At 66.4% G+C, this 22,349-nt stretch carries 19 protein-coding genes; 10 read left to right on the top strand and 9 right to left on the bottom strand.

Going from position 1 to position 22,349, the window contains the following annotated elements; genetic code table 11:
- The first annotated feature begins 105 nt into the window (after positions 1-105).
- Complete coding sequence (locus V7Q53_RS08420; protein ID WP_333828089.1) at positions 106-2,250, top strand: TRAP transporter permease; 2,145 nt, start codon at positions 106-108, stop codon at positions 2,248-2,250.
- A gap of 84 nt (positions 2,251-2,334) precedes the next feature.
- Here V7Q53_RS08420 and V7Q53_RS08415 read toward each other — a convergent pair whose 3' ends face one another.
- A complete protein-coding gene (locus tag V7Q53_RS08415; protein ID WP_333828088.1) occupies positions 2,335-3,543 on the bottom strand; it encodes a TsoY family (seleno)protein in 1,209 nt (402 codons plus the stop codon).
- 197 nt (positions 3,544-3,740) lie between these two features.
- Between V7Q53_RS08415 and V7Q53_RS08410 the strand changes: the two genes are divergently transcribed.
- The gene (locus V7Q53_RS08410; RefSeq protein ID WP_333828087.1) at positions 3,741-7,193 is read left to right on the top strand and encodes a chromosome segregation SMC family protein; all 3,453 of its coding nucleotides are present in this window, start codon (positions 3,741-3,743) and stop codon (positions 7,191-7,193) included.
- A gap of 106 nt (positions 7,194-7,299) precedes the next feature.
- Here V7Q53_RS08410 and dapB read toward each other — a convergent pair whose 3' ends face one another.
- Positions 7,300-8,115 (bottom strand): 4-hydroxy-tetrahydrodipicolinate reductase, encoded by an 816-nt coding sequence (gene dapB / locus V7Q53_RS08405; RefSeq protein ID WP_333828086.1) that lies wholly within the window; start codon positions 8,113-8,115, stop codon positions 7,300-7,302.
- 138 nt (positions 8,116-8,253) lie between these two features.
- Here dapB and rbfA point away from each other — a divergent pair, with 138 nt between their 5' ends.
- The 3 genes from rbfA (at position 8,254) to V7Q53_RS08390 (ending at position 11,002) form a co-directional block, all read left to right on the top strand.
- Positions 8,254-8,718, top strand: coding sequence for a 30S ribosome-binding factor RbfA (gene rbfA, locus V7Q53_RS08400; protein ID WP_333828085.1), 465 nt, complete (start codon positions 8,254-8,256; stop codon positions 8,716-8,718).
- A complete protein-coding gene (locus tag V7Q53_RS08395) occupies positions 8,705-9,463 on the top strand; it encodes a phosphodiester glycosidase family protein (RefSeq protein ID WP_442954423.1) in 759 nt (252 codons plus the stop codon). Before rbfA ends, V7Q53_RS08395 begins: the two co-directional genes overlap by 14 nt.
- Positions 9,464-9,535: 72 nt before the next feature.
- Positions 9,536-11,002, top strand: a complete 1,467-nt coding sequence (locus V7Q53_RS08390) for a protein adenylyltransferase SelO (protein ID WP_333828095.1) — start codon at positions 9,536-9,538, stop codon at positions 11,000-11,002.
- A 10-nt stretch (positions 11,003-11,012) separates the two neighbouring features.
- Here V7Q53_RS08390 and cbiB read toward each other — a convergent pair whose 3' ends face one another.
- On the bottom strand, positions 11,013-11,975 hold the full coding sequence (cbiB, locus tag V7Q53_RS08385) for an adenosylcobinamide-phosphate synthase CbiB (protein ID WP_333828083.1): 963 nt from the start codon (positions 11,973-11,975) through the stop codon (positions 11,013-11,015).
- 182 nt (positions 11,976-12,157) lie between these two features.
- Here cbiB and V7Q53_RS08380 point away from each other — a divergent pair, with 182 nt between their 5' ends.
- From V7Q53_RS08380 to V7Q53_RS08370, 3 genes are all read left to right on the top strand, one after another.
- Positions 12,158-13,168, top strand: a complete 1,011-nt coding sequence (locus V7Q53_RS08380) for a class I SAM-dependent methyltransferase (RefSeq protein WP_333828082.1) — start codon at positions 12,158-12,160, stop codon at positions 13,166-13,168.
- A gap of 75 nt (positions 13,169-13,243) precedes the next feature.
- A complete protein-coding gene (locus V7Q53_RS08375; protein WP_333828081.1) occupies positions 13,244-14,386 on the top strand; it encodes a GNAT family N-acetyltransferase in 1,143 nt (380 codons plus the stop codon).
- Positions 14,387-14,419: 33 nt separating this feature from the next.
- Positions 14,420-14,722, top strand: a complete 303-nt coding sequence (locus V7Q53_RS08370) for a 4a-hydroxytetrahydrobiopterin dehydratase (protein ID WP_333828080.1) — start codon at positions 14,420-14,422, stop codon at positions 14,720-14,722.
- A gap of 142 nt (positions 14,723-14,864) precedes the next feature.
- On the opposite strand, the gene V7Q53_RS08365 is transcribed toward V7Q53_RS08370, so the two are convergent.
- Positions 14,865-15,356 (bottom strand): peroxiredoxin, encoded by a 492-nt coding sequence (locus V7Q53_RS08365; RefSeq protein ID WP_333828079.1) that lies wholly within the window; start codon positions 15,354-15,356, stop codon positions 14,865-14,867.
- Positions 15,357-15,470: 114 nt separating this feature from the next.
- On the opposite strand from V7Q53_RS08365, the gene V7Q53_RS08360 reads away from it, so the two are divergent.
- Both V7Q53_RS08360 and rsmD read left to right on the top strand, forming a co-directional pair.
- Positions 15,471-16,676 carry an NAD(P)/FAD-dependent oxidoreductase gene (locus V7Q53_RS08360; RefSeq protein WP_333828078.1) on the top strand — a complete coding sequence of 402 codons (1,206 nt, stop codon included), beginning with the start codon at positions 15,471-15,473 and terminating at the stop codon, positions 16,674-16,676.
- A 2-nt stretch (positions 16,677-16,678) separates the two neighbouring features.
- On the top strand, positions 16,679-17,239 hold the full coding sequence (gene rsmD, locus V7Q53_RS08355; RefSeq protein WP_333828077.1) for a 16S rRNA (guanine(966)-N(2))-methyltransferase RsmD: 561 nt from the start codon (positions 16,679-16,681) through the stop codon (positions 17,237-17,239).
- A gap of 89 nt (positions 17,240-17,328) precedes the next feature.
- On the opposite strand, the gene V7Q53_RS08350 is transcribed toward rsmD, so the two are convergent.
- The 5 genes from V7Q53_RS08350 to argJ form a co-directional block, all read right to left on the bottom strand.
- Positions 17,329-17,976 (bottom strand): L,D-transpeptidase, encoded by a 648-nt coding sequence (locus tag V7Q53_RS08350; RefSeq protein ID WP_333828076.1) that lies wholly within the window; start codon positions 17,974-17,976, stop codon positions 17,329-17,331.
- A 78-nt stretch (positions 17,977-18,054) separates the two neighbouring features.
- Positions 18,055-18,891 (bottom strand): tryptophan 2,3-dioxygenase, encoded by an 837-nt coding sequence (kynA, locus tag V7Q53_RS08345; protein ID WP_333828075.1) that lies wholly within the window; start codon positions 18,889-18,891, stop codon positions 18,055-18,057.
- A 276-nt stretch (positions 18,892-19,167) separates the two neighbouring features.
- On the bottom strand, positions 19,168-20,364 hold the full coding sequence (kynU, locus tag V7Q53_RS08340) for a kynureninase (protein WP_333828074.1): 1,197 nt from the start codon (positions 20,362-20,364) through the stop codon (positions 19,168-19,170).
- Positions 20,365-20,442: 78 nt separating this feature from the next.
- On the bottom strand, positions 20,443-20,841 hold the full coding sequence (mutT, locus tag V7Q53_RS08335) for an 8-oxo-dGTP diphosphatase MutT (protein ID WP_333828073.1): 399 nt from the start codon (positions 20,839-20,841) through the stop codon (positions 20,443-20,445).
- 100 nt (positions 20,842-20,941) lie between these two features.
- Complete coding sequence (gene argJ / locus V7Q53_RS08330; protein WP_333828072.1) at positions 20,942-22,294, bottom strand: bifunctional glutamate N-acetyltransferase/amino-acid acetyltransferase ArgJ; 1,353 nt, start codon at positions 22,292-22,294, stop codon at positions 20,942-20,944.
- Positions 22,295-22,349: the final 55 nt, after the last annotated feature.

The following is a 22,349-nucleotide window of genomic DNA, read 5'->3' as shown; positions in this document are numbered from 1 at the left end:
CGCGCATAGCCGTGCCCGCCTGATGCCCGCCATAAGCACGAAGGCAAGCCGGGCACTGCCCGCCGGGCTTGTCTGACTGCGCATATGCCAGCCAATGAGGACCCGATGACCCGCCAGCCCCCGCCTGTGGCCGCGCCGTTTCCCGACGACGAGGAAAGCCGCTATACCCGCCCCGACGACAGCATCCCCGGCCGCATCGCCTTCTGGTTTTCGGTCGGCTTTGCGCTGCTGCATATCTGGTTCAACACGCTGGGCACCTGGTCTGAATTATGGACATCGGTGATCCATTTTGCGGGCTTCGGCTTTTTGTGCGCGTTGCTCTATCCGGCCCTGCAGGCGAAAACGCCCATGGGGCAGAAGCTGGTTCTGGCGGTGGATATCGTGCTGGGCCTGCTGGCGCTGAGCCTTTTCGCCTATCTCTATTTCAACGAGCTGTCGTTCTATCGCCGCATCCAGACGACCGGATTTGCATGGCATGACTGGTTCTTCACGCTGACCGCGCTGGCGCTGGGGGTTGAGTTCACGCGCCGCACGACGGGCTGGATCATCCCCATCCTGATCATCCTGTCGTTTACCTATATCACCTTCTGGGGCAGGCATGTCGGCGGGATGCTGACCTTCGCCGGGCTGCGCACCGATACGATGCTGTTTCGCATCTTCTACACCGATGACGGCATGTTCGGCACGGTCGCGCGGATCTCGTCCAGCTTTGTGTTCATGTTTATCCTGTTCGGTGCCTTCCTGATGCGCTCAGGCGCAGGCGCGTTCATCATCGAATTCGCGCAGGTTCTGGCGCGGCGGATGATCGGCGGGCCGGGGATTGTGGCGATCATCGGTTCAGGGCTGATGGGCACAATCTCGGGCTCGGCGGTGGCCAATACGGTTTCCACCGGCTCCATCACCATCCCGCTGATGAAACGCGCGGGCATTCCCGCGAAAACCGCCGCCGCGACCGAGGCTGCCAGTTCCACCGGCGGGCAGATCATGCCGCCGATCATGGGGGCCGGGGCCTTCGTCATGGCCTCGTTCACGCAGGTGCCTTATCTGACCATCGCCGCCGTCTCGATCCTGCCGGCACTGCTGTATTTTATATCGGTGGGCTATTATGTGCGCATCACCGCCAAGCGGCTGAACCTTGCCGCCGATGAGGGCGCGGGTAAGTCGCTGTGGCAGGTTCTCAAGGATAACGGGCTGGCGTTCTTCCTGCCCATTGCCGTGCTCGTGGGGCTGATGATCTGGGGTTATACCCCCACCTATGCCGCCGGTTTTGCCATTATCGCGGTGGTGGTGTGCAGCTGGGTGACAAAGAACCCCCTTGGCCCCCGCGCGGTGCTGGAGGCGCTGGCGCTCGGCACCCGCAACATGATCCTGACGGCGGTGCTGCTGGTGGCCATCGGCGTGGTGATTTCGGCAGTGACCATCTCTGGAATCGGCAACACCTTCTCGCTGATGATCGGCAACTGGTCTGGCGGGTCGGTGCTGGTGGCGATCGTGCTGATCGCGCTGGCCTCGCTGGTGCTGGGAATGGGGCTGCCGGTGACGGCGGCCTATATCGTGATCGCCACGCTGTCTGCCCCGGCGCTTGCCGATCTGATGACCCGGACAGAGCTGATCAACGTGATCGCCTCAGGCGATATCGGCAGTTCGGTGGGGGCGATGCTGACGCTGGGCGCGCCCGAACATGCCGCGCTGATCGGCCAGCCCATGCCGCGCGAGCTGGCTGCCGAGATTTTCGCCGCCGCCCCGCCGGAGTTTCATCGCATGATCGTCGAGCAGGCGCTGAGCCCGGCGGCGATTACCGCGGCGCTGCTGGCGGCACATCTGATCATCTTCTGGCTCAGTCAGGACAGTTCGGTCACGCCCCCGGTTTGTCTGACCGCCTTTGCCGCCGCTGCCATCGCCGGGTCAAAGCCGATGGCGACGGGCTTCACGGCGTGGAAGATGGCCAAGGGGCTTTATGTAGTGCCGCTGCTGTTCGCCTTTTCGCCGATCCTGCACGGCACCCTGTGGGAAAAGCTGGAGGTGACGCTGTTCACCGCTGCCGCGCTTTACGCCATGGCCGCCGCGCTGGAGGGGCATATGGAGGCCGCGATCAACTGGGTGCAGCGCGTGGCGATGGCCGTGCTCTGCGCGGTACTGATCTGGCCGGTGCAGGAGGCGGCGCACTGGGTCGCGCTGGCGGTGTTTTTTGCGCTTCTGGCCTGGAATGTAATGCAGGACCGCCGCGGGCGCGCGGTGGTGGTGGCGTAGGGGCTGTGTGGTTTTAGATGTTGATGGGCGGTGAAAGAAAAGGGCGGCCCGGGGGCCGCCCTTTTGCTTGCCGGATGGCAGGCCTTATTCCGCCGGAACCGCCGCCGCCGCGCGGGCCGCGCCGAAATGGCGCCGGTTGAGGTGGAACACCAGCCAGACCATGGCGAATTGCGAGATCAGCGCGATGGCGGTGAGCGCCCAGTAGGGGGCTGAGAATTTGTCCAGCAGCCCCGCGCCGACCAGTCCCTTGTTGATCCAGAACTGCATCAGCACCGCAAAGCCAACCCCGGGGCAGACCAGCGCATAAGCCCCGGCCGAATTGTCGCGGCCAAAGAGGAAGCGTTTGGCATAGCCCAGCCGCGCCAGCACGAAGAAGCCGAGGATGCCGAACAGCACCTGAAACGCGATCATCTGGGTCAGCATCATCATCGTGCCCGCCGCCTCGGCATGTGCAGCGAAATGCTCGCCCAGTCCATGTTCCTGACGCAGCAGAAGGATGCCCAGGATCGTGGTGATCGGGATCAGGATCATCAGGGTCGGCGCGGTCTCAACCCCCACGCCGTTCTCAAGCATCGAGCGCACACCCAGCACCAGTGCCACAGCGGCGATCACCAGCGCGGTGATGAAGAAAAAGCCTGACAGCATGAGGCCGATGGCAGCGGTCGCCTGCACCGAAGACAGGGCAGCCGGGGCGGCAAGGCCAACGCCGGTCATGGCAAAGGCAAAGGCGGGCAGGATCTGGCCGAAGTTGTTGTTCGCCGCCATGTTTAAGCCGCCCTCGGTCAGCACCCGGCCCAGAAATTCGGCATAAAGCCGGAAGGCGAGCACGCCGATGGCGACAAAGGCGATGATGGCCAGCGGGAACAGGTATTCGATCACGCTCCACAGCCCCGGCACAAAGACCAGCCCCAGAATGAAAGCGGCGTTGACCGTCATCCCCAGCGCCAGCGGCAGCGCCATGATCTGGCTTTGCGCGTTGGTCTGCGCGAATTTCGCATAGGCATCGGATTTGCGCCAGGCGCTGTAGCGGCCCAGATTCCAGATCAGGGAGCGGATGTTGAGGAAGGCGAAGAAGGCGATTGCGGCCATGGCGAGCACGATCATGCCCTGCGTCAGGACAGAGCCGCTGCTGAAGGCCGCCGCGATGTCTTCAAACACCGGGACGGTGCGGCCGGGGTGGGGGATCCAGTGCATCAGCCACATGAAGAAGGTGACCGAAAGCCCGCCTGCGCCCAGCGAAGCCAGGAAATACAGGGGTGCGTAGTTGTCGGATGGTCGGGATGTCAGGGACATGGGGTGACTCCTCGTGAAAACATTCGTTGAAACGAATATGATTTATTGAATATGTTCTTGCAAGTGACAGGGTGTCGCACCCTTCCGCAGTGCAGATTTTGTGGATAACTGGCAGGGGCCCGCCATATCCTGTGCCATTCGCTTGACTCGGGGCGGTGGCATGGCAAAACTGGCGGCCACTCTGACAGGACATCGCCTTGCGCTTCTCCCGCCTTCGCCTCAACGGTTTCAAAAGCTTCGTCGATCCGACCGAACTGGTCATCCGCGAGGGGCTGACCGGCGTTGTCGGGCCAAATGGCTGCGGCAAGTCCAACCTGCTGGAGGCGCTGCGCTGGGTCATGGGTGAAAACCGGCCCACCGCGATGCGCGGCTCAGGCATGGAAGACGTGGTCTTTGCCGGAACCAGCGCGCGCGGCGCGCGGGCCTTTGCCGAGGTGGCGTTGCAGATCGACAATGCCGAGCGGCTGGCCCCGGCCGGGTTCAATGACAGCGACCTGCTGGAAATCACCCGCCGGATTACCCGGGACGCCGGATCGGCCTACAAGGTCAACGGCAAGGAGGTGCGGGCGCGCGATGTGCAGATGCTGTTCGCCGATGCCTCGACCGGCGCGCACAGCCCGGCGCTGGTGCGGCAGGGCCAGATATCGGAACTGATCAACGCCAAACCCAAGGCCCGGCGGCGCGTGCTGGAAGAGGCGGCGGGCATATCCGGCCTCTATCAGCGCAGGCATGAGGCCGAGCTGCGCCTGAACGCGACCGAGACCAATCTGGCGCGGATCGGCGATACGGTTGAGCAGATGGCGCAGCAGCTTGTGGTGCTGGCCCGGCAGGCCCGGCAGGCCGCGCGCTACCGCGAGATCGGCACCGACCTGCGCCGCGCCGAGGGGATGATCCTGTATCGCCGCTGGCGCGAGGCCGAAGAGGCGCGCACCCAGATGCAGGCGCTGTTGCTGGAGGCCACGCGCCTTTCAGCGCAGGCGGAGCGCGACGCCCGCGAGGCCCGCAGCCAGCGCGAAACCGCAGAAGACGCGCTGCCGCCGCGGCGCGAGGAAGAGGCCATCGCCGGGGCTATTCTGCAACGCCTTCAGGTGCAGCGCGACACGCTCAGCGATCAGGAAAGCCGCGCGCGCGAAACCATTGCCATGCTCAGCACCCGGATTGAGCAGTTGCGCCAGGATGCGCAGCGCGAGGCCGGGTTGGCCTCGGATGCCGATGAAACCATCGCCCGGCTGGTGTGGGAAGAGGAGCAGCTTGCCCGCGCGGGTGAGGGGCATGAGGCGCGGCTGACTGAAGCCACCGAAGCGGCGCGCGAGGCCGGAGACGTGCTCAGCGACTGCGAAGCGCTGCTGTCCGAGGCGACCGAGGATATGGCCCGGCTGGCGGCGCGGCATCAGTCTGTCCAGCGTCAGGCGCAGGATGCCGCCAGCGAACTGGCCCGCGCCGAGGCCGCCGCCGCTGCGGCGCGCGACGAGGCCGAAGCGGCGACCGATACGCTGGAGACCGCCGCCGCCACCCAGATCGCCGCCGAGGAAGGGCAGGAGGCCGCGCGCGAGGCACTGGAGGCCGCCGAGGAGGCGTTGCTGGAAACCGAGGCCGCCCGCGCTGACGCTCAGGCGGCTGAGGTGGAGGCCCGCGCCGCGCGGGCCGAGGCCGAGGGCGAGGTCAGTGCGCTGGGGGCGGAACTTGCGGCGCTTGAGCGGCTGATGGCGCGCGATGCGGTGGACGGCGGGCAGGTGCTGGACGCGATCCGCGTTGCGCCGGGCTATGAGCAGGCGCTGGGTGCCGCGCTTGCCGATGATCTGCGCGCCCCCGTCGTGGCGCAGGGCACCGGCTGGCATGCGCTGCCGCCCTATCCCGATGCCGCCGCCCCGCTGCCCGAGGGGGCAGAGCCGCTTTCCGCCCATGTCACCGCTCCGTCCGAGCTGGCGCGCCGCCTGTCGCAGATCGGCCTTGTCACCGACGCCGCCGCGCCCGCGCTGCATCCGCTGTTGCAACCCGGCCAGCGGCTGGTGACGGTCGATGGCGATCTGTGGCGCTGGGACGGGCTGATGTTGCGCGGCGAGGATGCCTCCAGCACCGCCGCGCTGCGGCTGGTGCAGATGAACCGGCTGGAGCAGTTGCGCACCGAGCTGGAGGAGGTCAATGCCCGGCAGATCGCGGCGCAGGAGGGGCATCACCTGCAGCAGGCCGCCCTGACCCGCGCGACCGAGGCCGACCGCACCGCCCGCGAGGCCCGACGTGCAGCCGATCAGCACCTTACGGAAGCCAGCCGCGCCCTGAGCCGCGCTGAATCTGACGCCAGCCGCGCGCTGGCCCGCCGCGAAGCTGCCGGGCAGGCGCTGCGGCGTATCGAGGAAGATGCCACGGCGGCGCAGGCCCGGCTGGCCGAGGCCGAGGGCCAGCTTGCCGGGCTGGATGATCTGGAAAGCGCGCGCGCCGGGCTGGAGGTGATACGCACGCAGGTTGAGGCGGCGCGCATTGCCATGATGTCGCGCCGCGCGGCGCAGGATGAGCTGCGCCGCGACGGATCGGCCCGTCTGAAACGCGCGCAGGAAGTCGCGCGCGAGGTCGAGGGCTGGAAGAACCGCAAGGACACCGCCAGCGCCCGTATCCGCGATCTGGAAGAGCGCGCCGACGAGGCGACGGCGGCCCTTGAGGAAGCGAGCGCCGCACCCGAAGAGATCATGGCCAAGCGCGAGGAACTCTCCGACGCCATCGCCGAGGCTGAAACCCGGCGCACCGCGGCCATCGAGGCGCTGCTGGCAACCGAGAGCGCCCTGCGTCAGGCGCAGGAGGCCGAGCGCGCGTCCGAGCGCGCGGCGGGCGAGGCCCGCGAGGCCCGCGCCCGCGCCGAAGCCCGCGTCGATGCCGCCGCCGAGGCCGTATCACTGGCTGCCGCGCGGATCGGCGAAGACCTTGAGACCACGCCTCAGGAACTGCTCGCCCGGCTGAACACCGAGCCGGAAACCATGCCCTCTGCCGCCGATCTGGAACTGGAAATCGCCCGGCTGCGACGCGCCCGTGATGCTTTGGGTGCGGTCAACCTGCGTGCCGAGGAAGACGCCCGCGCCGTGCAGGAGGAACATGACACGCTTGAGCGCGAAAAGGCCGATCTGGAAGCCGCCATTACCAAGCTGCGCGCCGGTATCGCCGCGCTCAACCGCGAGGGGCGCGAGCGGCTGCTGGCGGCGTTCGATCAGGTCAACGCCAATTTCGCCACGCTGTTCACCCATCTGTTCGGCGGCGGGGAGGCGCGGCTGGTGTTGGTCGAATCCGATGATCCGCTTGAGGCGGGGTTGGAAATTCTGTGCCAGCCGCCGGGCAAGAAGCTGTCCTCGCTCAGCCTGCTGTCCGGGGGCGAGCAGACGCTGACCGCGCTTGCGCTGATCTTTGGCGTGTTTCTGGCGAATCCCGCGCCGATCTGTGTGCTGGATGAGGTGGATGCGCCGCTCGATGACGCCAATGTGGTGCGCTTCTGTGACCTGCTCGATGAGATGACGCGGCGCACCGAGACGCGGTTTCTGATCATCACCCACAATGCGCTGACCATGGCGCGGATGGATCGTCTGTTCGGGGTGACGATGGCCGAGCAGGGAGTGAGCCAGCTTGTCAGCGTCGATCTCAAACGCGCCGAGGCGCTGGTCGCCTGAGGGACCTTTTGCAGGGAAGACAGGGGGCTTTGCCCCCTCTTGGCTGCGCCAATTCACCCCCAGGATATTTTTTGAACAGGTGAAATCAGGCGCAGTGTGCGGGTGCTCAGCGGTCGAGGCCGAGGACGGAGATCATGTCATATTCGCCCGGCGCGCGCCCCTGAGCCCAGAGCGCGGCCTTGAGCGCGCCACGGGCAAAGACGGCGCGGTCGGTGGCGATGTGGCGCAGCACGATGCGTTCGCCCTCAGTGGCAAAGATCACATCATGCTCGCCCACGATGTCACCGCCGCGCACCACCGAGAAGCCGATATGTCCCCGCTGGCGCGGCCCGGTGATACCGTCGCGTGCGCGGTCGCTGGCATTGCCGAGGCTGACGCCCCGCCCTGCCGCCGCAGCCTCGCCCAGCATCAGCGCGGTGCCTGAAGGGGCATCGACCTTGTGCCGGTGATGGGCCTCAAGAATTTCGATATCGTAATCGGCATCCAGCGCGGCGGCGACGCGGCGGGTCAGCGCCATCAGGAGATTGACACCGAGGCTCATGTTTCCGGCGCGCACGATCACCCCGGTTTTCGCGGCCTCCGTGATGGCTGTCAGGTCATCATCGTCAAAGCCGGTGGTGCCGATCACATGGACCACCCCGAGCCGCGCGGCCAGCGGGGCCAGTGCGAGGCTGGCGGCGGGGGTGGTGAAGTCGATGACCGCCTGCGCGCCGCGCAGCGCCGTCGCCGGGTCATCATGCACGCTGACGCCAAGCGCGGCACCGCCCATGGCCGTGCCCAGATCCTGCCCGACCCAGGCATGGCCCGGCCGCTCCAGCCCGCCCGCGAGGCGCGCGGTACCGCTCTGGCTGATAACCTGCACCAGCATCCGGCCCATGCGCCCCGATACCCCGTTCACCACGATTGCGGGACGTTCTGACATGATCCAGCCCTCCATTTTGCCTTTGCATAATCTTCTGCGGGGCGCGGGGAAACCGGATTTCATCACCTTTGTGGTAAAAACGTGTCAGCGGCTGCGCTGCGCGTTGCGGGTGGCGCGCGAATCTCTTATGCAGGGCGCATGGCAAAGAAAAGCATCTCAACGGGTTCCAGGCAACGGCAGCTTCGCGTGGGCGAGGTTATCCGCCGCCGGCTGTCAGACGTGTTGTTGCGCGGGGATGTGCATGACCCTGAGCTCAACCGGTTTTCGATCACGGTATCCGAGGTGCGCAGCTCAACCGATCTGAAGGTTGCGACCGCCTATGTCATGCCGCTGGGCGGGCGCGAGGCCGAGGCGGCGCTGGCGGCGCTGCGGCGCAACAAGGCGGAGCTGCGCCATCTGGTGGCCAAGGATCTGACGCTGAAATTCGCGCCCGATCTGCGCTTCGAGCTGGACGCCACCTTTGACCAGATAGATGAGACCCGCCGCCTGTTTTCCGATGCCCGGGTGCGCGCCGATGTCGAAGCCCCTGAGCAGGATGCAGCGGATGACGGCGGGGAAAACGGCCCGCCTGAGCGCGCCCCTGACGACGATGCGCGCGGCTGACGGCCTTTTCAGCCTGATCGCCGGGGCGGCGCTTGCGCTTCTGCCCGGCCTTGCACGGGCCGATTGCACCGATATCACCTTTGATGCCATTCCCTTCACGCTGTGCGATGTCGCGGCGGGCGACGATCTGCGCCTGTTCCTGAATGGCGAGGATGGTGCGGTGCATGGCTCTTTCGCGCGTATCGAGGCCGCGCTGGCGGCGCGTGGCGAGGTGCTGGTCTTTGCCATGAACGCGGGCATGTACCACCCTGACCGTCGCCCTGTCGGGCTGTATGTTCAGGACGGGGAGGAGCTGCGCGGGATCGTCACCAGCGCCGGGCCGGGAAACTTCGGGATGCTGCCCAACGGCGTGTTCTGCATCCGCGAGGCGGGGTTCGCGGTGATCGAAAGCCGCGCCTTTGCCGCAGCAGCGCCCGCCTGCCTTCACGCCACGCAATCCGGCCCGATGCTGGTGATCGACGGCGAACTGCATCCGCGCTTTCTGCCGGATTCGGACTCGACCCTGCTGCGCAACGGCGTGGGGGTCAGTGCCGACGGGCAGCGCGCGGTCTTTGCCATTTCCAACCGGCCGGTCACATTCCATCAGTTTGGCCGGTTGTTCCGCGATCATCTGGCGCTGCCGCAGGCGCTGTATTTCGATGGAAATGTCTCAAGGCTGCATGTGCCCGGGCAGGGCCGCTCAGACTGGGGGCGGCCGATGGGGCCGGTCATCGGGCTGGTGCGCGCGGGCCCGGCGGGCGGTTGACCATCGCGTGAAACGGGCTTGGCCTGCTGCGCTGGCGCACTACCTGTGGTGCGAAACACCGGAGAAAATATGCTGACCATCCGCTTTGACAACAGCTATGCGCGTGAGCTTGAGGGGATGTATATCCCCTGGCACGGCGCGCAGGCACCCGCGCCGAAGTTGCTTTTGCTCAACACCGCGCTGGCGCAGGAGCTGGGGCTGGACCCTGACGCGCTGGCAGGCCCCGCCGGGCTGGCGATGCTGAGCGCCAGCGCCATGCCCGAAGGGGCCGAGCCTTTGGCGATGGCCTATGCCGGGCATCAGTTCGGCGGCTTTTCCGCGCAGCTTGGCGACGGGCGCGCGATACTGGTGGGCGAGGTGATTGACCGGCAGGGGCAGCGGCGCGACATCCATCTGAAGGGCTCAGGCAAGACACCGTTTTCGCGTGGCGGTGACGGCAAGGCGGCGCTGGGGCCGGTGCTGCGCGAGTATATTCTGGGCGAGGCGATGCAGGCGCTGGGCATTCCCACTACCCGCGCGCTGGCCGCTGTGGCGACCGGCGAAAGCGTTCTGCGCGAGGGGCCTTTGCCCGGTGCGGTGCTGGCAAGGGTGGCGTCCAGCCATCTGCGGGTCGGCACGTTTCAGTTCTTCCTCGCGCGGGGCGAGACCGCGCGGTTGCGGCGCCTGACTGATTACGCGATCCACCGCCATTTCCCTGAGCTTGAGGGGCAGGGCGACCGCGATCTGGCCTTTCTGCGCGCTGTGATCGCCCGGCAGATGGCGCTGGTTGCACAGTGGATGGCCGTGGGTTTCGTGCATGGCGTGATGAATACCGACAATTGCGCGATCTCGGGCGAGACCATTGATTATGGCCCCTGCGCCTTTCTCGATGCCTATGATCCCCGCGCGGTTTTCAGCTCCATTGACCGGCAGGGCCGCTATGCCTATGACCGCCAGCCGGTGCTGGCGCAGTGGAACCTTGCCCGGCTGGCTGAGGCCATGTTGCCGCTGATCAACCCTGAGAACCCGGAGGCCGCGCTGCCCATGGTGCAGGAGGTGATCGAAGAGGCGCCGGAAATCTATGCGCTGGAATGGCGGGCGCGGATGGGTGCAAAGCTGGGCCTGACGCAGTGCAGCGCGGCGGATGAGGGGCTGATCACGGGCTTCCTGTCGCATCTCGCTGCGCAGGAGGCTGATTTCACCCGCAGCTTTGCCGCGCTGGCGGATGCCGCGCAGGGTAAGGAGGCGGCACTGCGCGACTGCCTGAAGGATGCGGCGGGGCTGTCGGAATGGCTGGTTGCGTGGCGCGAACGCCTTGAGGCCGAGGATGGCGGGGCCGGGGCAGCAGCCGGGCGGATGGCGGCGGTCAATCCGGTCTATATTCCGCGCAACCACCTGGTTGAAGCGGCGCTGAGTGCGGCGCATTCCGGCGATCTGGCGCCGACGCGGCAATTGCTGGAGGTGCTCAGCCAGCCCTTCACCCGCCGCCCAGGGCTGGAAGCCTTTGAGCAGAGTGCCCCCGCCGGTTTCGGCCCCTATACCACCTTTTGCGGCACCTGAACCCGCACCGCTACCAGCCTGACACCAGCGTCAGCAGCAGAACGCAGGCCGCCAGCGCGAGCAGCGCGCGGCGATAGAGCGCCAGCGCGCGGGAAAGATCAGCGGCGGCAGGGTCAGGCGCGCCGGCGTTCAGCCAGGGCTCCGGCGTGACCTTTTCCGCGTAAATCCGGGGGCCGGACAGGCGGATGCCAAGCGCCCCGGCCATTGCCGCCTCAGGCCAGCCCGCGTTGGGGGAGCGGTGGTTTTGTGCGTCGCGGAGCATGCAGGCAAGCGCCGCGCGGGGCCGTGCCGAAGTCAGCGCGAACAACAGCCCTGTCAGCCGCGCGGGCAGCAGGTTTGCCAGATCATCGATCCGCGCCGAGGCCCAACCAAAGGCTTCGTGCCGCTCTGTCCGGTGGCCGATCATCGAGTCCAGTGTGTTGATCGCCTTGTAGGCGGCGATGCCCGGCAGGCCCAGAACCAACCCCCAGAAAAGCGGCGCGACAATTCCGTCCGAGGTGTTTTCGGCCAGTGACTCGGTCGCTGCGCGGGCGATGGCCGGGGTGTCCAGCTGCGCCGGGTCGCGGCCCACAATCATCGACACGGCCACGCGCGCGCCCGCAACATCGCCCGCCGCCAGCGGCACCGCCACCGCGCGCACATGATCATGCATCGAGCGCGCGGCCAGCAGGGGCCATGCCATCACCCCGGCCAGCACCGTTCCCCCCCAGCCGCCCGGCAAAGTCGCCTGAATTGCCGCCTGCACCGCCGCACCAATCCCCGCCGCCAGCCCGATTACCCCCAATGCCGCCAGCACCCCCAGCGCCCGGCGCCGCGCCGGGCTGTCGCCCGCCCGGTTCAGCCGTTGATCCAGCCCGGCGATCAGGCGGCCCGCCCATGTCACCGGATGGCCGATGCGGCGGTACAGTCGGTCCGGCCAGCCCAGTGCGGCGTCAATCGCCAGCGCGATCAGCATGGCGGCGGCGAAGCTCATGGTTTTCTCCCGGGCATGTGCGGCGTCTCTGGCGCTGTTGCTGCGCCCTGTCTGGAACCAAGCGCCCCCTGCCGCAAGCCGCAATCCGGGCGCTTGCGCCGCCGGGGGGTGCATTATATGGTCCGCGCCGCAGGCAGGCCCCTCTCGGGGCTGTAAATTTAGCGATCAGTTGGGGTAAGCACATGGCGAAAAAGGCAAGAAAACCTGTTGAGGCGCAGCCTTTGCCGCCGCTTGGCCCCTTGCCCTTTTCCCTGTCCGAGGCCATCGGCATGGTCGACAAGGTCTTTGACATCGACAAGATGCTCAAGGATGAGGGCACCCAGCTGACCGAGCCGTATTACCAGCAGTCGGTGCTGGTCTATGAGCAGTTCTATGAGAAATACATCTCGGTCCCCGGCTGTATGCATTTCGCCCTCAACTATGACGGCGTCTTTGACCGGAACGGTTTTTACGGGCAGGCGCGTGGTGTCTCGAAGCAGATGGAGCGGATGGGCGGGGCCAGCAAGGTGCTGGAGGTCGGCTGCGGCAAGGGCCTGAACACGATCCGTCTGGCGCAGACCCATCCGGATGCGCAGTTCACCGGGCTGGATCTGCTGCACGAACACGTCGAAAAAGGCCGCGACCGTGCGACCGAGCTGCCGAACACGCGTTTCGTGCAGGGCAGTTACGAGCCGCTGCCGCAGGATCTGACGGGCTTTGACATCGCCTTCGGGGTGGAAACCCTGTGCTATGCCGTTGATCTCGATCTGGTCTGCCAGTCACTCGCGCAGGCACTCAGGCCGGGGGGGCGGGTGGTGATCTATGATTGCTTCCTGAACCATGAGGCGCAGGGCCAGAGCGACGAAATGCGGCTCGCCACCCGCCTGCTGGAGGTTGGCTGGGGCATCTCACAGGGCTATCGCACGCCGCAGCAATGGGTGGATTCCTTCCGCCGCGCGGGGCTGGAGCTGCATTGGGACCATGACGAGACGCCCTATATCCTGCCCAATCTGCGCAAGCTTCAGGAATACTCGCTCAAGTTCTACAACGACTGGAAGGTGCGGCTGCAGGCGCGGATCGTATCGTCGCTGGGGCAGCGCAATGCCGTGACCGCGCTGCTGATGCCCTATCTGTTCGAGGGGGTTGAGGGTGAGAAAGCCTCGCTTCCCGGCGTCACCTATCGCCGCCTTGTGGTGCGTAAGCCCGCCGCCTGAGCGCGCAGTGCCGCTATCCCCTTGACAGCGCCGCCGCGCCACCCAGTTTTGCGGGTGGGACAAAGGAAGCGCCGCGTGGATATTGCCGTTATCGACTCCATCGACCAGATCGCCCCCGGTGACTGGGATGCTCTGCTTGCTCTTGACGGCGGGCGGGCGCCGGACCCGTTCACCACCCACCGCTTTCTGGCCGCGCTGGAGCGGTCAGGTTCGGTCGGGCCGGGGACAGGCTGGCAACCGCAGCATCTGGTGATCCGCGAGGGTGGCAGGCTGCTGGCCGCCGCGCCCTTCTACGTCAAGGGCAACAGTCAGGGCGAATACATCTTTGACCATGCGTTTGCCGAAGCCTGGCAGCGCGCAGGCGGGCGTTATTACCCCAAGCTGCAATGCGCCGTGCCCTTTACCCCCGCGACCGGCCAGCGCCTGCTGGGCCCTGAGCCGCTGCGCCCCCTTCTGCTGCGCGCCATGCGCGAGATTGTCGGGCAGAACGATCTGTCCTCGGTTCACATCACCTTCTGCACCGAGGATGTGGCCGCGCTTGGCGTGACTGAAGGGTTCCTGCACCGCGTCACCCAGCAATACCACTGGGAGAACCGGGATTTCGGCAGTTTCGACGGGTTTCTGGCCGCGCTTTCCTCGCGCAAGCGCAAGGCGATCCGCAAGGAGCGTGCCACCGCGCAGGCCTTTGGCGGCGAAATCCGGGCGCTGACCGGCGACGCGATCCAGCCCGCGCATTGGGATGCCTTCTGGGCCTTCTATCAGGATACGGGCGCGCGCAAATGGGGCACGCCTTACCTGACCCGGGCGTTTTTTGACCAGATACAGGCCAGCATGCGCGACGATATCCTGCTGGTTCTGGCCGAGCGCGACGGGGAGCCGGTGGCGGGCGCCCTCAATTTCATCGGGCGCGACACGCTTTACGGACGGTATTGGGGTTGTGTCGAAGATCATCCCTGTCTGCATTTCGAACTGTGCTATTATCAGGCGATTGATTACGCGCTGGCGCAGGGAATGAAGCGGGTCGAGGCCGGGGCGCAGGGCGAACACAAGCTGGCGCGCGGCTATCTGCCGGTGCCGGTGCATGCGCTTTACTGGTTCAGCGACCCGGGCTTTATGCGCGCCGTGGCCGATTACCTGAAATCCGAAGGGTCGGCGGTGCGGCAGGAAATGGACTGGCTGGGACAATTCGCCCCTTTCCGCAAGGCCGGGGGCAGCTGAAAGCGCAAGCAGTTGACAGGGGAGGGGAAGCCAATGAGGCCGGAAAAGCTGGACGGGGCAGAACGCGCTGAGGCGCTGGCGGGGCTGGAGCTGCGCGGCTGGCGCCACGATGCGGCGCGGGATGCTGTTGCCAAGAACTACCGCTTCGCCGATTTCGTGCAGGCCTTCGGCTGGATGGCCAAGGTCGCGCTGGTGGCAGAAAAGCTGGATCACCACCCGGAATGGCGCAATGTCTATAACCGGGTCGAGGTTGTGCTGAGCACCCATGATGTGGGCGGGCTGACCGCGCTGGACCTGAAACTGGCTGAGCGGATGGATGCGCTTGCGGCGGGTTGAGCGGCCTTAATGGTCCGACAGCTGGGGCCGGGCAGGGGCTTCGGGGGCGGCCACAGCCCGCCCCCGGCGCGCGCCGCCCCCTCGATGGGGGTGGCGCGCGCGCGCCAGTGCCGGTTTAACCCCGCCCGGATGAAACCGGCAGTCAGCCCATGGCCGCGACCATTGCCTCACCGCCCGAAACCTCACAGACGCCGGGCGACTCCTCAAGGTGCAGCAACTTGACCACCCCGTCCTCGGCCAGAACCGCATAGCGCTTGGAGCGCCCGATCAGCCCTGCCGGCGGTGCGGTGAAATCCATCCCGGCCGCGCGGGTGAAGGCGCCGTCGGCATCGCCCAGAAAGGTGATTCCGGCGTCGGTGGCGCCGGTCGCCTCGCCCCAGGCCTTCATCACGAAGGGGTCGTTGACCGAAACGCAGATCACCTCATCGACGCCTTTGGCGCGCAGCGCATCCATCGAGCGGACGAAGCTGGGCACATGCGCTGTCGAGCAGGTGCCGGTATAGGCGCCGGGCAGCGCGAACAGCACAACCTTGCGGCCTTTCAGCTTGTCCGCCAGATTGACCGTCTCGGGGCCTTTTTCGCCCATTTTCAGCAGGGTTGCATCGGGCAGTCGGGTGCCGGTTTCCAGTGCCATGGTCGCTCCTCGTTCGTTGCGTTTTCCTCAGGCAAGGATATAGGGTTGCAGGAGCGTCTTGGCCAGTCGCCTGATGCGGGCAAGGCGGCGCGGCAGAAAATCGGAAGGCGGGGAATGAGCGGGATTGTGGTTGTGGGTGCGGGGCAGGCCGGGGCCTCGCTGGTGGCGAAACTGCGGGCGCTTGGCTATACGGGGCCGCTGACCCTGATCGGCGACGAGGGGGTGCCGCCCTATCAGCGCCCGCCCCTGTCCAAGAAATACCTGCTGGGTGAACTGCCCAAGGAGCGGCTGTTTCTGCGCCCTGAGTCATTCTATGCCGAACAGGGGATCACCTTGCGGCTGGGGGAGGCGGTGACCGGCATCGATACCGGGTCACGCCATCTGATGCTGGGTGCTGAGGCGCTGGCCTATGACCAGCTTGCCCTCACCACCGGGGCTGAGCCGCGGCGCCTGCCAAAGGCGGTGGGCGGCGGGCTGGAGGGCGTCTATAGCGTGCGCAGGCTGGCGGATATTGATGCGATGGCCCCCGAATTTGTCCCCGGTCGCCGGGTTCTGATCGTCGGTGGCGGTTATATCGGGCTGGAAGCGGCGGCGGTCGCGCGCCTGCGCGGGCTGGAGGTTACGCTGATTGAGGCCGCACCGCGCATCCTGCAACGCGTTGCCGCGCCGGAAACCGCCGATTACATGCGCGATCTGCATGGCGCAAAGGGCGTGCATATCCTCGAAAGCTGCGGGCTGAAGCGCCTTCTGGGCAGCAACGGGCGCGTCAATGCCGCCCTTCTGGCCGATGGCGACCAGATCGAGGTGGATTTCGTCCTTGTCGGCATCGGCGTCACGCCCGCCACCGCGCTGGCCGAGGCTGCGGGCCTGCGGCTGGAGAATGGCATCGCCACTGACGCGCTGGGCCGCAGCTCTGATCCGCATGTGTGGGCGGCAGGCGATTGCGCGTCCTTTCCCCGGGCGGGGGCGCAGATCCGGCTGGAAAGCGTGCAGAACGCCATTGATCAGGCCGAATGCGTGGCAGAGAACATGCTGGGCGCGGGCAGGCCCTATGCGCCGCTGCCGTGGTTCTGGTCCGATCAGTATGATCTCAAGCTGCAGATCGCCGGGCTGAACACCGGCTATGACCGCGTGGTGATCCGTCAGAGCGTGGGCGCGCGCAGCCACTGGTACTATGCACGCGGCCGCTTTCTGGCGGTCGATGCCATGAATGATCCGCGCGCCTTCATGCTGGGCAAACGCCTGCTGGAGGGCGGGCGCACGCCCGATCCGGCGCTGGTGGCCGATCCGGCCTGCGATCTGAAAACGCTGCTGGCCTGATCATGCGGATTGTCGGGGGTTCCATGCGCGGGTTGCAACTGGCCGATGTCGGCGCCGGTGATGCGGCAGCGCATCTGCGCCCCACCTCGGACCGGGTGCGCGAGGCGGTGTTCAACCTGCTGATCAATGGTCGCCAGGGCGATCTGGTGCGCGACCAGCGGGTGCTGGACCTGTTCGCGGGAACCGGCGCGCTGGGGCTTGAGGCGCTGTCGCGCGGCGCGGTGCAGGTGACCTTTGTCGATGACGGCGCTACGGCCCGCGCCCTGATCCGGGCCAATATTGAAAAAGCCCGCGCGATGGGCACCACCCGGCTTTTCCGCCGCGATGCCACCGCGCTGGGGGAAAACCGCGGGCCGGGCTTCGGGCTGGTGTTTCTTGACCCGCCCTATGGGCTGGCCCTTGGCCTGCCCGCGCTCAGATCAGTGCAGGGTGGCGGTTGGCTTGCCCCCGCCGCCACCGTGGTCTGGGAGGAAAACACCCCCCAGATCGCGCCCGAGGGCTTCACCCTGCTCGATCAGCGCCGCTATGGCGATACCTGGGTGACACTCCTGCGCGCGCCCTGATCCGTCAGGGGCAGAGCAGCCCCGGATGCCGTGGAAACCAGCACATATGTTCCTCTATTTATGGATTTCACACCTGCATTCCGGAAGTATCAGAACACAACCACCCGCGTTCCGCGACCGACACGGCCATAAAGGTCGATCACATCATGATTGATCATCCTGAAACAGCCCGATGACGCACGGTGCCCGATCGAGCGCCACTCAGGCGTGCCATGGATGCGGATGCCCTCGTCATTCCCGGTGGCAAGGGTGCGCAGATAAAGCGCGCGGGCACCCAGAGGGTTGCGCGGGCCGCCGGGCTGGCCTTCGGCCCAGCGTTCAAGCGAGGGATCGCGGCTGATCATGCTGGGCGTGGGTGTCCAGCGCGGCCAATGGGCGGTGCGATAGATCTCGGCCTCGCCGCTCCAGTCCAGCCCCTCACGCCCCACGCTCAGCCCGTAGCGCAGGGCATAGCCGTCAGGCATGACCAGATGCAGCAGCGCATGGTCCAGCCGTATGACGATGGTGCCGGGCGCCTCCTCGGTGTCATAGCGCACGACCTGCCGTTGTAGCCATGCGGGCACCTGATCAATCGGCACGGCCGGTATCGTATGCGGTCCGTCGCGGCGTGCCGCGTAGTCAAGCGGCTCCAGCTCTGGCGGAGGGGCAAGGGTGAGGGGCTCAAGGCAGGCGGCCAGCGGCAGTGTGGCGCTGGCGGCAAGGCCAAGGGTGAAAAGGCGGCGGGACAGGACAGACATGGTGGCCCTTGCGTCAGGAAAGCTGCAAGGCTAACTCCGCTTTGTCCCGCCGGGTTCCAAGCCCGTCTGGCAATCGCGCTACAGACTGGTGCGCAGATGCCACAGTTCGGGGAACAACTCCACCTCCAGCATCCGGCGCAGATACTGCACCCCGGCCGTGCCCCCGGTGCCGCGCTTGAAGCCGATCACGCGCTCAACGGTGGTGACATGGTTGAAGCGCCAGCGGCGGAAATAATCCTCGAAATCCACCAGCTTTTCGGCCAGCTCATACAGCTCCCAATGGGTTTCCGGCGCAGCATAGACGGCGCGCCATGCCGCCTCCACAGCCGGATGGGCCTTCCAGGGCTGGCGCAGATCGCGCTCCAGCACCTCCGCGGGAATGTCGAAACCCGCATCGGCCAGCGTTCGGATCGCCACGTCATACAGCGAGGGTTTCGCCAGTTCGGCCTCCAGCGCGGCGGTCAGATCGGCGCGATGGGCATGCGGGCGCAGCATCGACAGGTTGCGGTTGCCGACGGAAAATTCGATCAGCCGGTACTGCCACGACTGGAAACCGGAGGATTCACCCAGCGCATCACGAAAGCGTGTGTACTCGCTCGGTGTCATGGTGCGCAGCACATCCCAGGCGTTGTTGAGCTGCTCGAATATCCGCGCCACACGGCTGAGCATCTTGAAGGCAGGGCGCATCCGGCCCTCGGCCAGAACATCGCGCGCCGCGCCGATCTCGTGCAGCGCAAGGCGCATCCACAGCTCGGACACCTGATGCTGGATGATGAACAGCATCTCGTCATGCGCGGTGCTGCGGGGCTTCTGCGCGCTCAGAACCGCGTCGAGGCCAAGGTAATCGGTATAGGACATGCGGCCGTCAAAGGCCATCTGCGCGCCTTCCCGTGTGGGATCATAAGCTTCGGTCATGGGAATCTCCGGTATGTCAAAGGGCAGGAAACGGGGATCAGCCCGATGTCCGCGCATTCAACATTCCGACCATTGCCAGCCGCTTCCACAACGCCATCCAGCCCGCCGGGCGGCACAGGGGCGGCAGCAGCTTCATCTTGCTCCAAATACGCCGGGGGGTGAGCCCGAAGGGCGAGGGGGGCAGCGCCCCCCTGCCGCGCGCCGCAGGCGCGCGGCCCGGCCCAACGCCCGGCAAGCCCCGCAAGGGGTGCAGACGGGGGGCGGGAGCGCGCCTTGTCATGTCACTTTCGCCCGTGCCTTGAATTCGGGTCTGTCCCAGGCGCCGGTCTCCATGATCTCGGCAAGGATCGCCACCGCCTGCGCCACGTCTTCCGGGCCGATGAACAGCGGCGTGAAGCCGAAGCGGATGATATCGGGGGCGCGGAAATCGCCGATCACGCCGCGCGCGATCAGGGCCTGCATGATGGCATAGCCCTCCGGGTGACGAAAGCTCACCTGACTGCCACGCCGGGCATGGTCGCGCGGCGTGGCAAGTTGCAGGCCGGGGCAGGCGGCCTCAACCCCGTTTATGAACGCATCAGTCAGATCCAGCGAACGGGCGCGCAGATCGGCGATTTCCACCCCGTCCCAGACATCCAGCGCGGCATCCAGCGCAGCCAGTTGCAGCACCGGCGGGGTGCCAACGCGCATCCGGTCAATTCCGCTGCCGGGGCGGTAGTCCAGGTCAAAGGCAAAGGGCGCTTCATGCCCCAGCCAGCCGGACAGCGCCGGGCGCGCGACATCGGCATGGCGCGGTGCGACATAGATGAAGGCCGGGCCGCCGGGGCCGGAGTTGAGGTATTTGTAGCTGCAACCCACCGCGAAATCGGCGCCGCCCTGCGCGACCTTCACATCGGTCGCGCCTGCCGAATGCGCCAGATCCCAGACGGCCAGCGCGCCTGAGGCATGGGCCCTGGCGGTCAGCGCGGGCATGTCGTGGCGTCGCCCGGTGCGGTAATCGACCTCGGTCAGCATCAGCACCGCCACGCTGTCATCAATCGCCGCTTCCACGTCTTCGGGCGCGACGGTGAGCAGCCGGTATTCCGGCCCCAGCGTTTTGCACAGCCCCTCGGCCATATAGAGGTCGGAGGGGAAGTTACCGGTATCCGACAGGATCACCCGGCGCTCCGGGTTCATCTCCAGCGCCGAAGCGAGGGCCTGATAGACCTTGATCGACAGCGTGTCGCCCATCACCACATGCCCCGGCTCGGCCCCGATCAGACGGGCGATACGGTCGCCCACGCGCCTGGGCAGGTCCATCCAGCCCGCCCGGTTCCAGCCGGTGATGACCATCTGGCCCCATTCTTCGGTGACGGTCTTCGCCACGCGCGCGGCCACGTTGCGGGGCAGCGGGCCCAGTGAATTGCCGTCCAGATAGATCATCCCTTCGGGCAGATCGAACAGGGCGCGGGTCTTGGTGAAATCAGTGGTCATGCGGATTCTCATGCAAGGGCTGGCGCAGACTAGGCGGGGGCGTGCTACATTTCAAGCTTGAAGGTTGCCCCGCTGCCGTTAAAGCCAGTCGCGCAGGATGGGAATGAGCGGAATATCGGCAGGTGGCATCGGATAGTCGCGCAAATCGGCAGCGCGCACCCATTTCAGCGCCTGCCCTTCGCGCGGGGTGGCGATGCCCTGCCAGCGGCGGCAGGCGAAAAGCGGCATGAGCAGGTGGAAATCGGGGTAGGAATGGCTGGCGAAGGTCAGGGGCGCAAGGCATGAGGCCCAGGTTTCGATGCCCAGCTCCTCGTGCAATTCGCGGATCAGCGCCACCTCGGGCGTTTCGCCGGGCTCGACCTTGCCGCCGGGAAATTCCCACAGGCCCGCCATGGATTTTCCCGGCGGGCGCTGCGCCAGCAGCACGCGCCCGTCGGTGTCGATCAGTGCCACGGCGGACACGAGGACAGTTTTCATGAGGTGCGGCTCGGGTGGCTGGCCGGGGAAGGGGGGCGCTGCCCCCCGCCGCGCTTTGCGCGGCTCCCCCCGGCGTATTTCCGGCAAGATGAAGCCGTGTTCACGAGCGGTAATCGGCGTTGATGTCGATGTAGCGGTGTGTCAGGTCACAGGTCCAGACCGTGGCCTTGCCCTTGCCCAGCCCCAGATCGACGCCGATCATGATGTCATTGCTGCGCATATGCGCGGCGCCATCGGCTTCCTTGTAGTCAGGGTCGACCTGCCCTTTGGTGGCGACGACCACATCGCCGAAGCGGATCGACAGCCGGTCACGGTCAGCATTCGCGCCTGATTTCCCTACGGCCATGACGACACGGCCCCAGTTGGGATCTTCGCCCGCGATCGCGGTTTTGACGAGGGGCGAATTGGCGATGGCCATGGCGCAGCGGTGGGCGTCGTCCTTGTTTTCGGCGCCGGTCACCGTGACCTCGACAAATTTCGTGGCACCCTCGCCATCGCAGATCACCTGATGCGCCAGATCCAGCATGACCGCGCCCAGTGCCCGCTCGAACGCCCGCGCCGGGGCTGAGCGCATATCGGTCAGCGCAGGTGCCGGGCTTTTGCCGGTCGCAGCCACCAGCAGCGTGTCGGAGGTGGAGGTGTCGCTGTCGACGGTGATGCAGTTGAAGGTACGCTCGGTCAGGCGGCTGACCATCGCTTGAAGCGGCTTCTGGCCGATCTTGGCGTCGGTAAAGATATAGACCAGCATGGTCGCCATATCCGGCGCGATCATTCCCGAGCCCTTGGCGATACCGGCAATGCAGATCGGGTGCCCATCGACCATGATTTCGGATTTGGCACCCTTGGCAAAGGTGTCGGTGGTCATGATGGCGCGCGCGGCCTCACCGATGCCTTCGGGCTTCAGGCCTTCGGTCAGCGCATCCAGACTTTCGATGATGCGCTCATGCGGCAGCGGCTCGCCGATCACGCCGGTGGAGGCGGTGAAGACGCGGCTTGCCGGGAGGTTCAGGCGTTCGGCAGTGGCATCGCACAGCGCCTCGACCGAGGCACGACCGCGCGCGCCGGTGAAAGCGTTGGAATTCCCGGCATTCACCAGAATCGCGGCGCCGGTCTCTGCATCGGCGCGGAGCGCAAGCTTGGCCTGACAATCCCGCACCGCCGCCGAGGAGGTTTTCGACCGCGTGAACGTGCCCGTAACCACCGAGCCGGGCGCCAGCCGCGCCAGCATCACGTCAAGGCGCCCCTTGTAGCGCACCCCGGCGGCGGCGGCGGAATACTCTACCCCGTCGATGACGGGAAGCTCAGGGAAGCCCTGTTTGGGTGCTAGGGGCGACACGCAGATGGCCTTGCCAGCACCCAGCACCGTGGCAAGCTGGTTCTTCAGTTCCTTGGCGGCGCTCTTCCACTTCTTAGCCTTGGCCTTTTGCTTTTCGGCGTCGGATTTGTTGGCCATCTCACGATCCTGTCGTTCAAAAAATGCCACGCCCTGAAATCGGGCGTGGACCGGA

It is taken from the genome of Pararhodobacter sp. (assembly GCF_036802785.1).
GTDB lineage: Bacteria > Pseudomonadota > Alphaproteobacteria > Rhodobacterales > Rhodobacteraceae > Pararhodobacter.
This window is presented reverse-complemented; position numbering and strand designations above follow the sequence as displayed.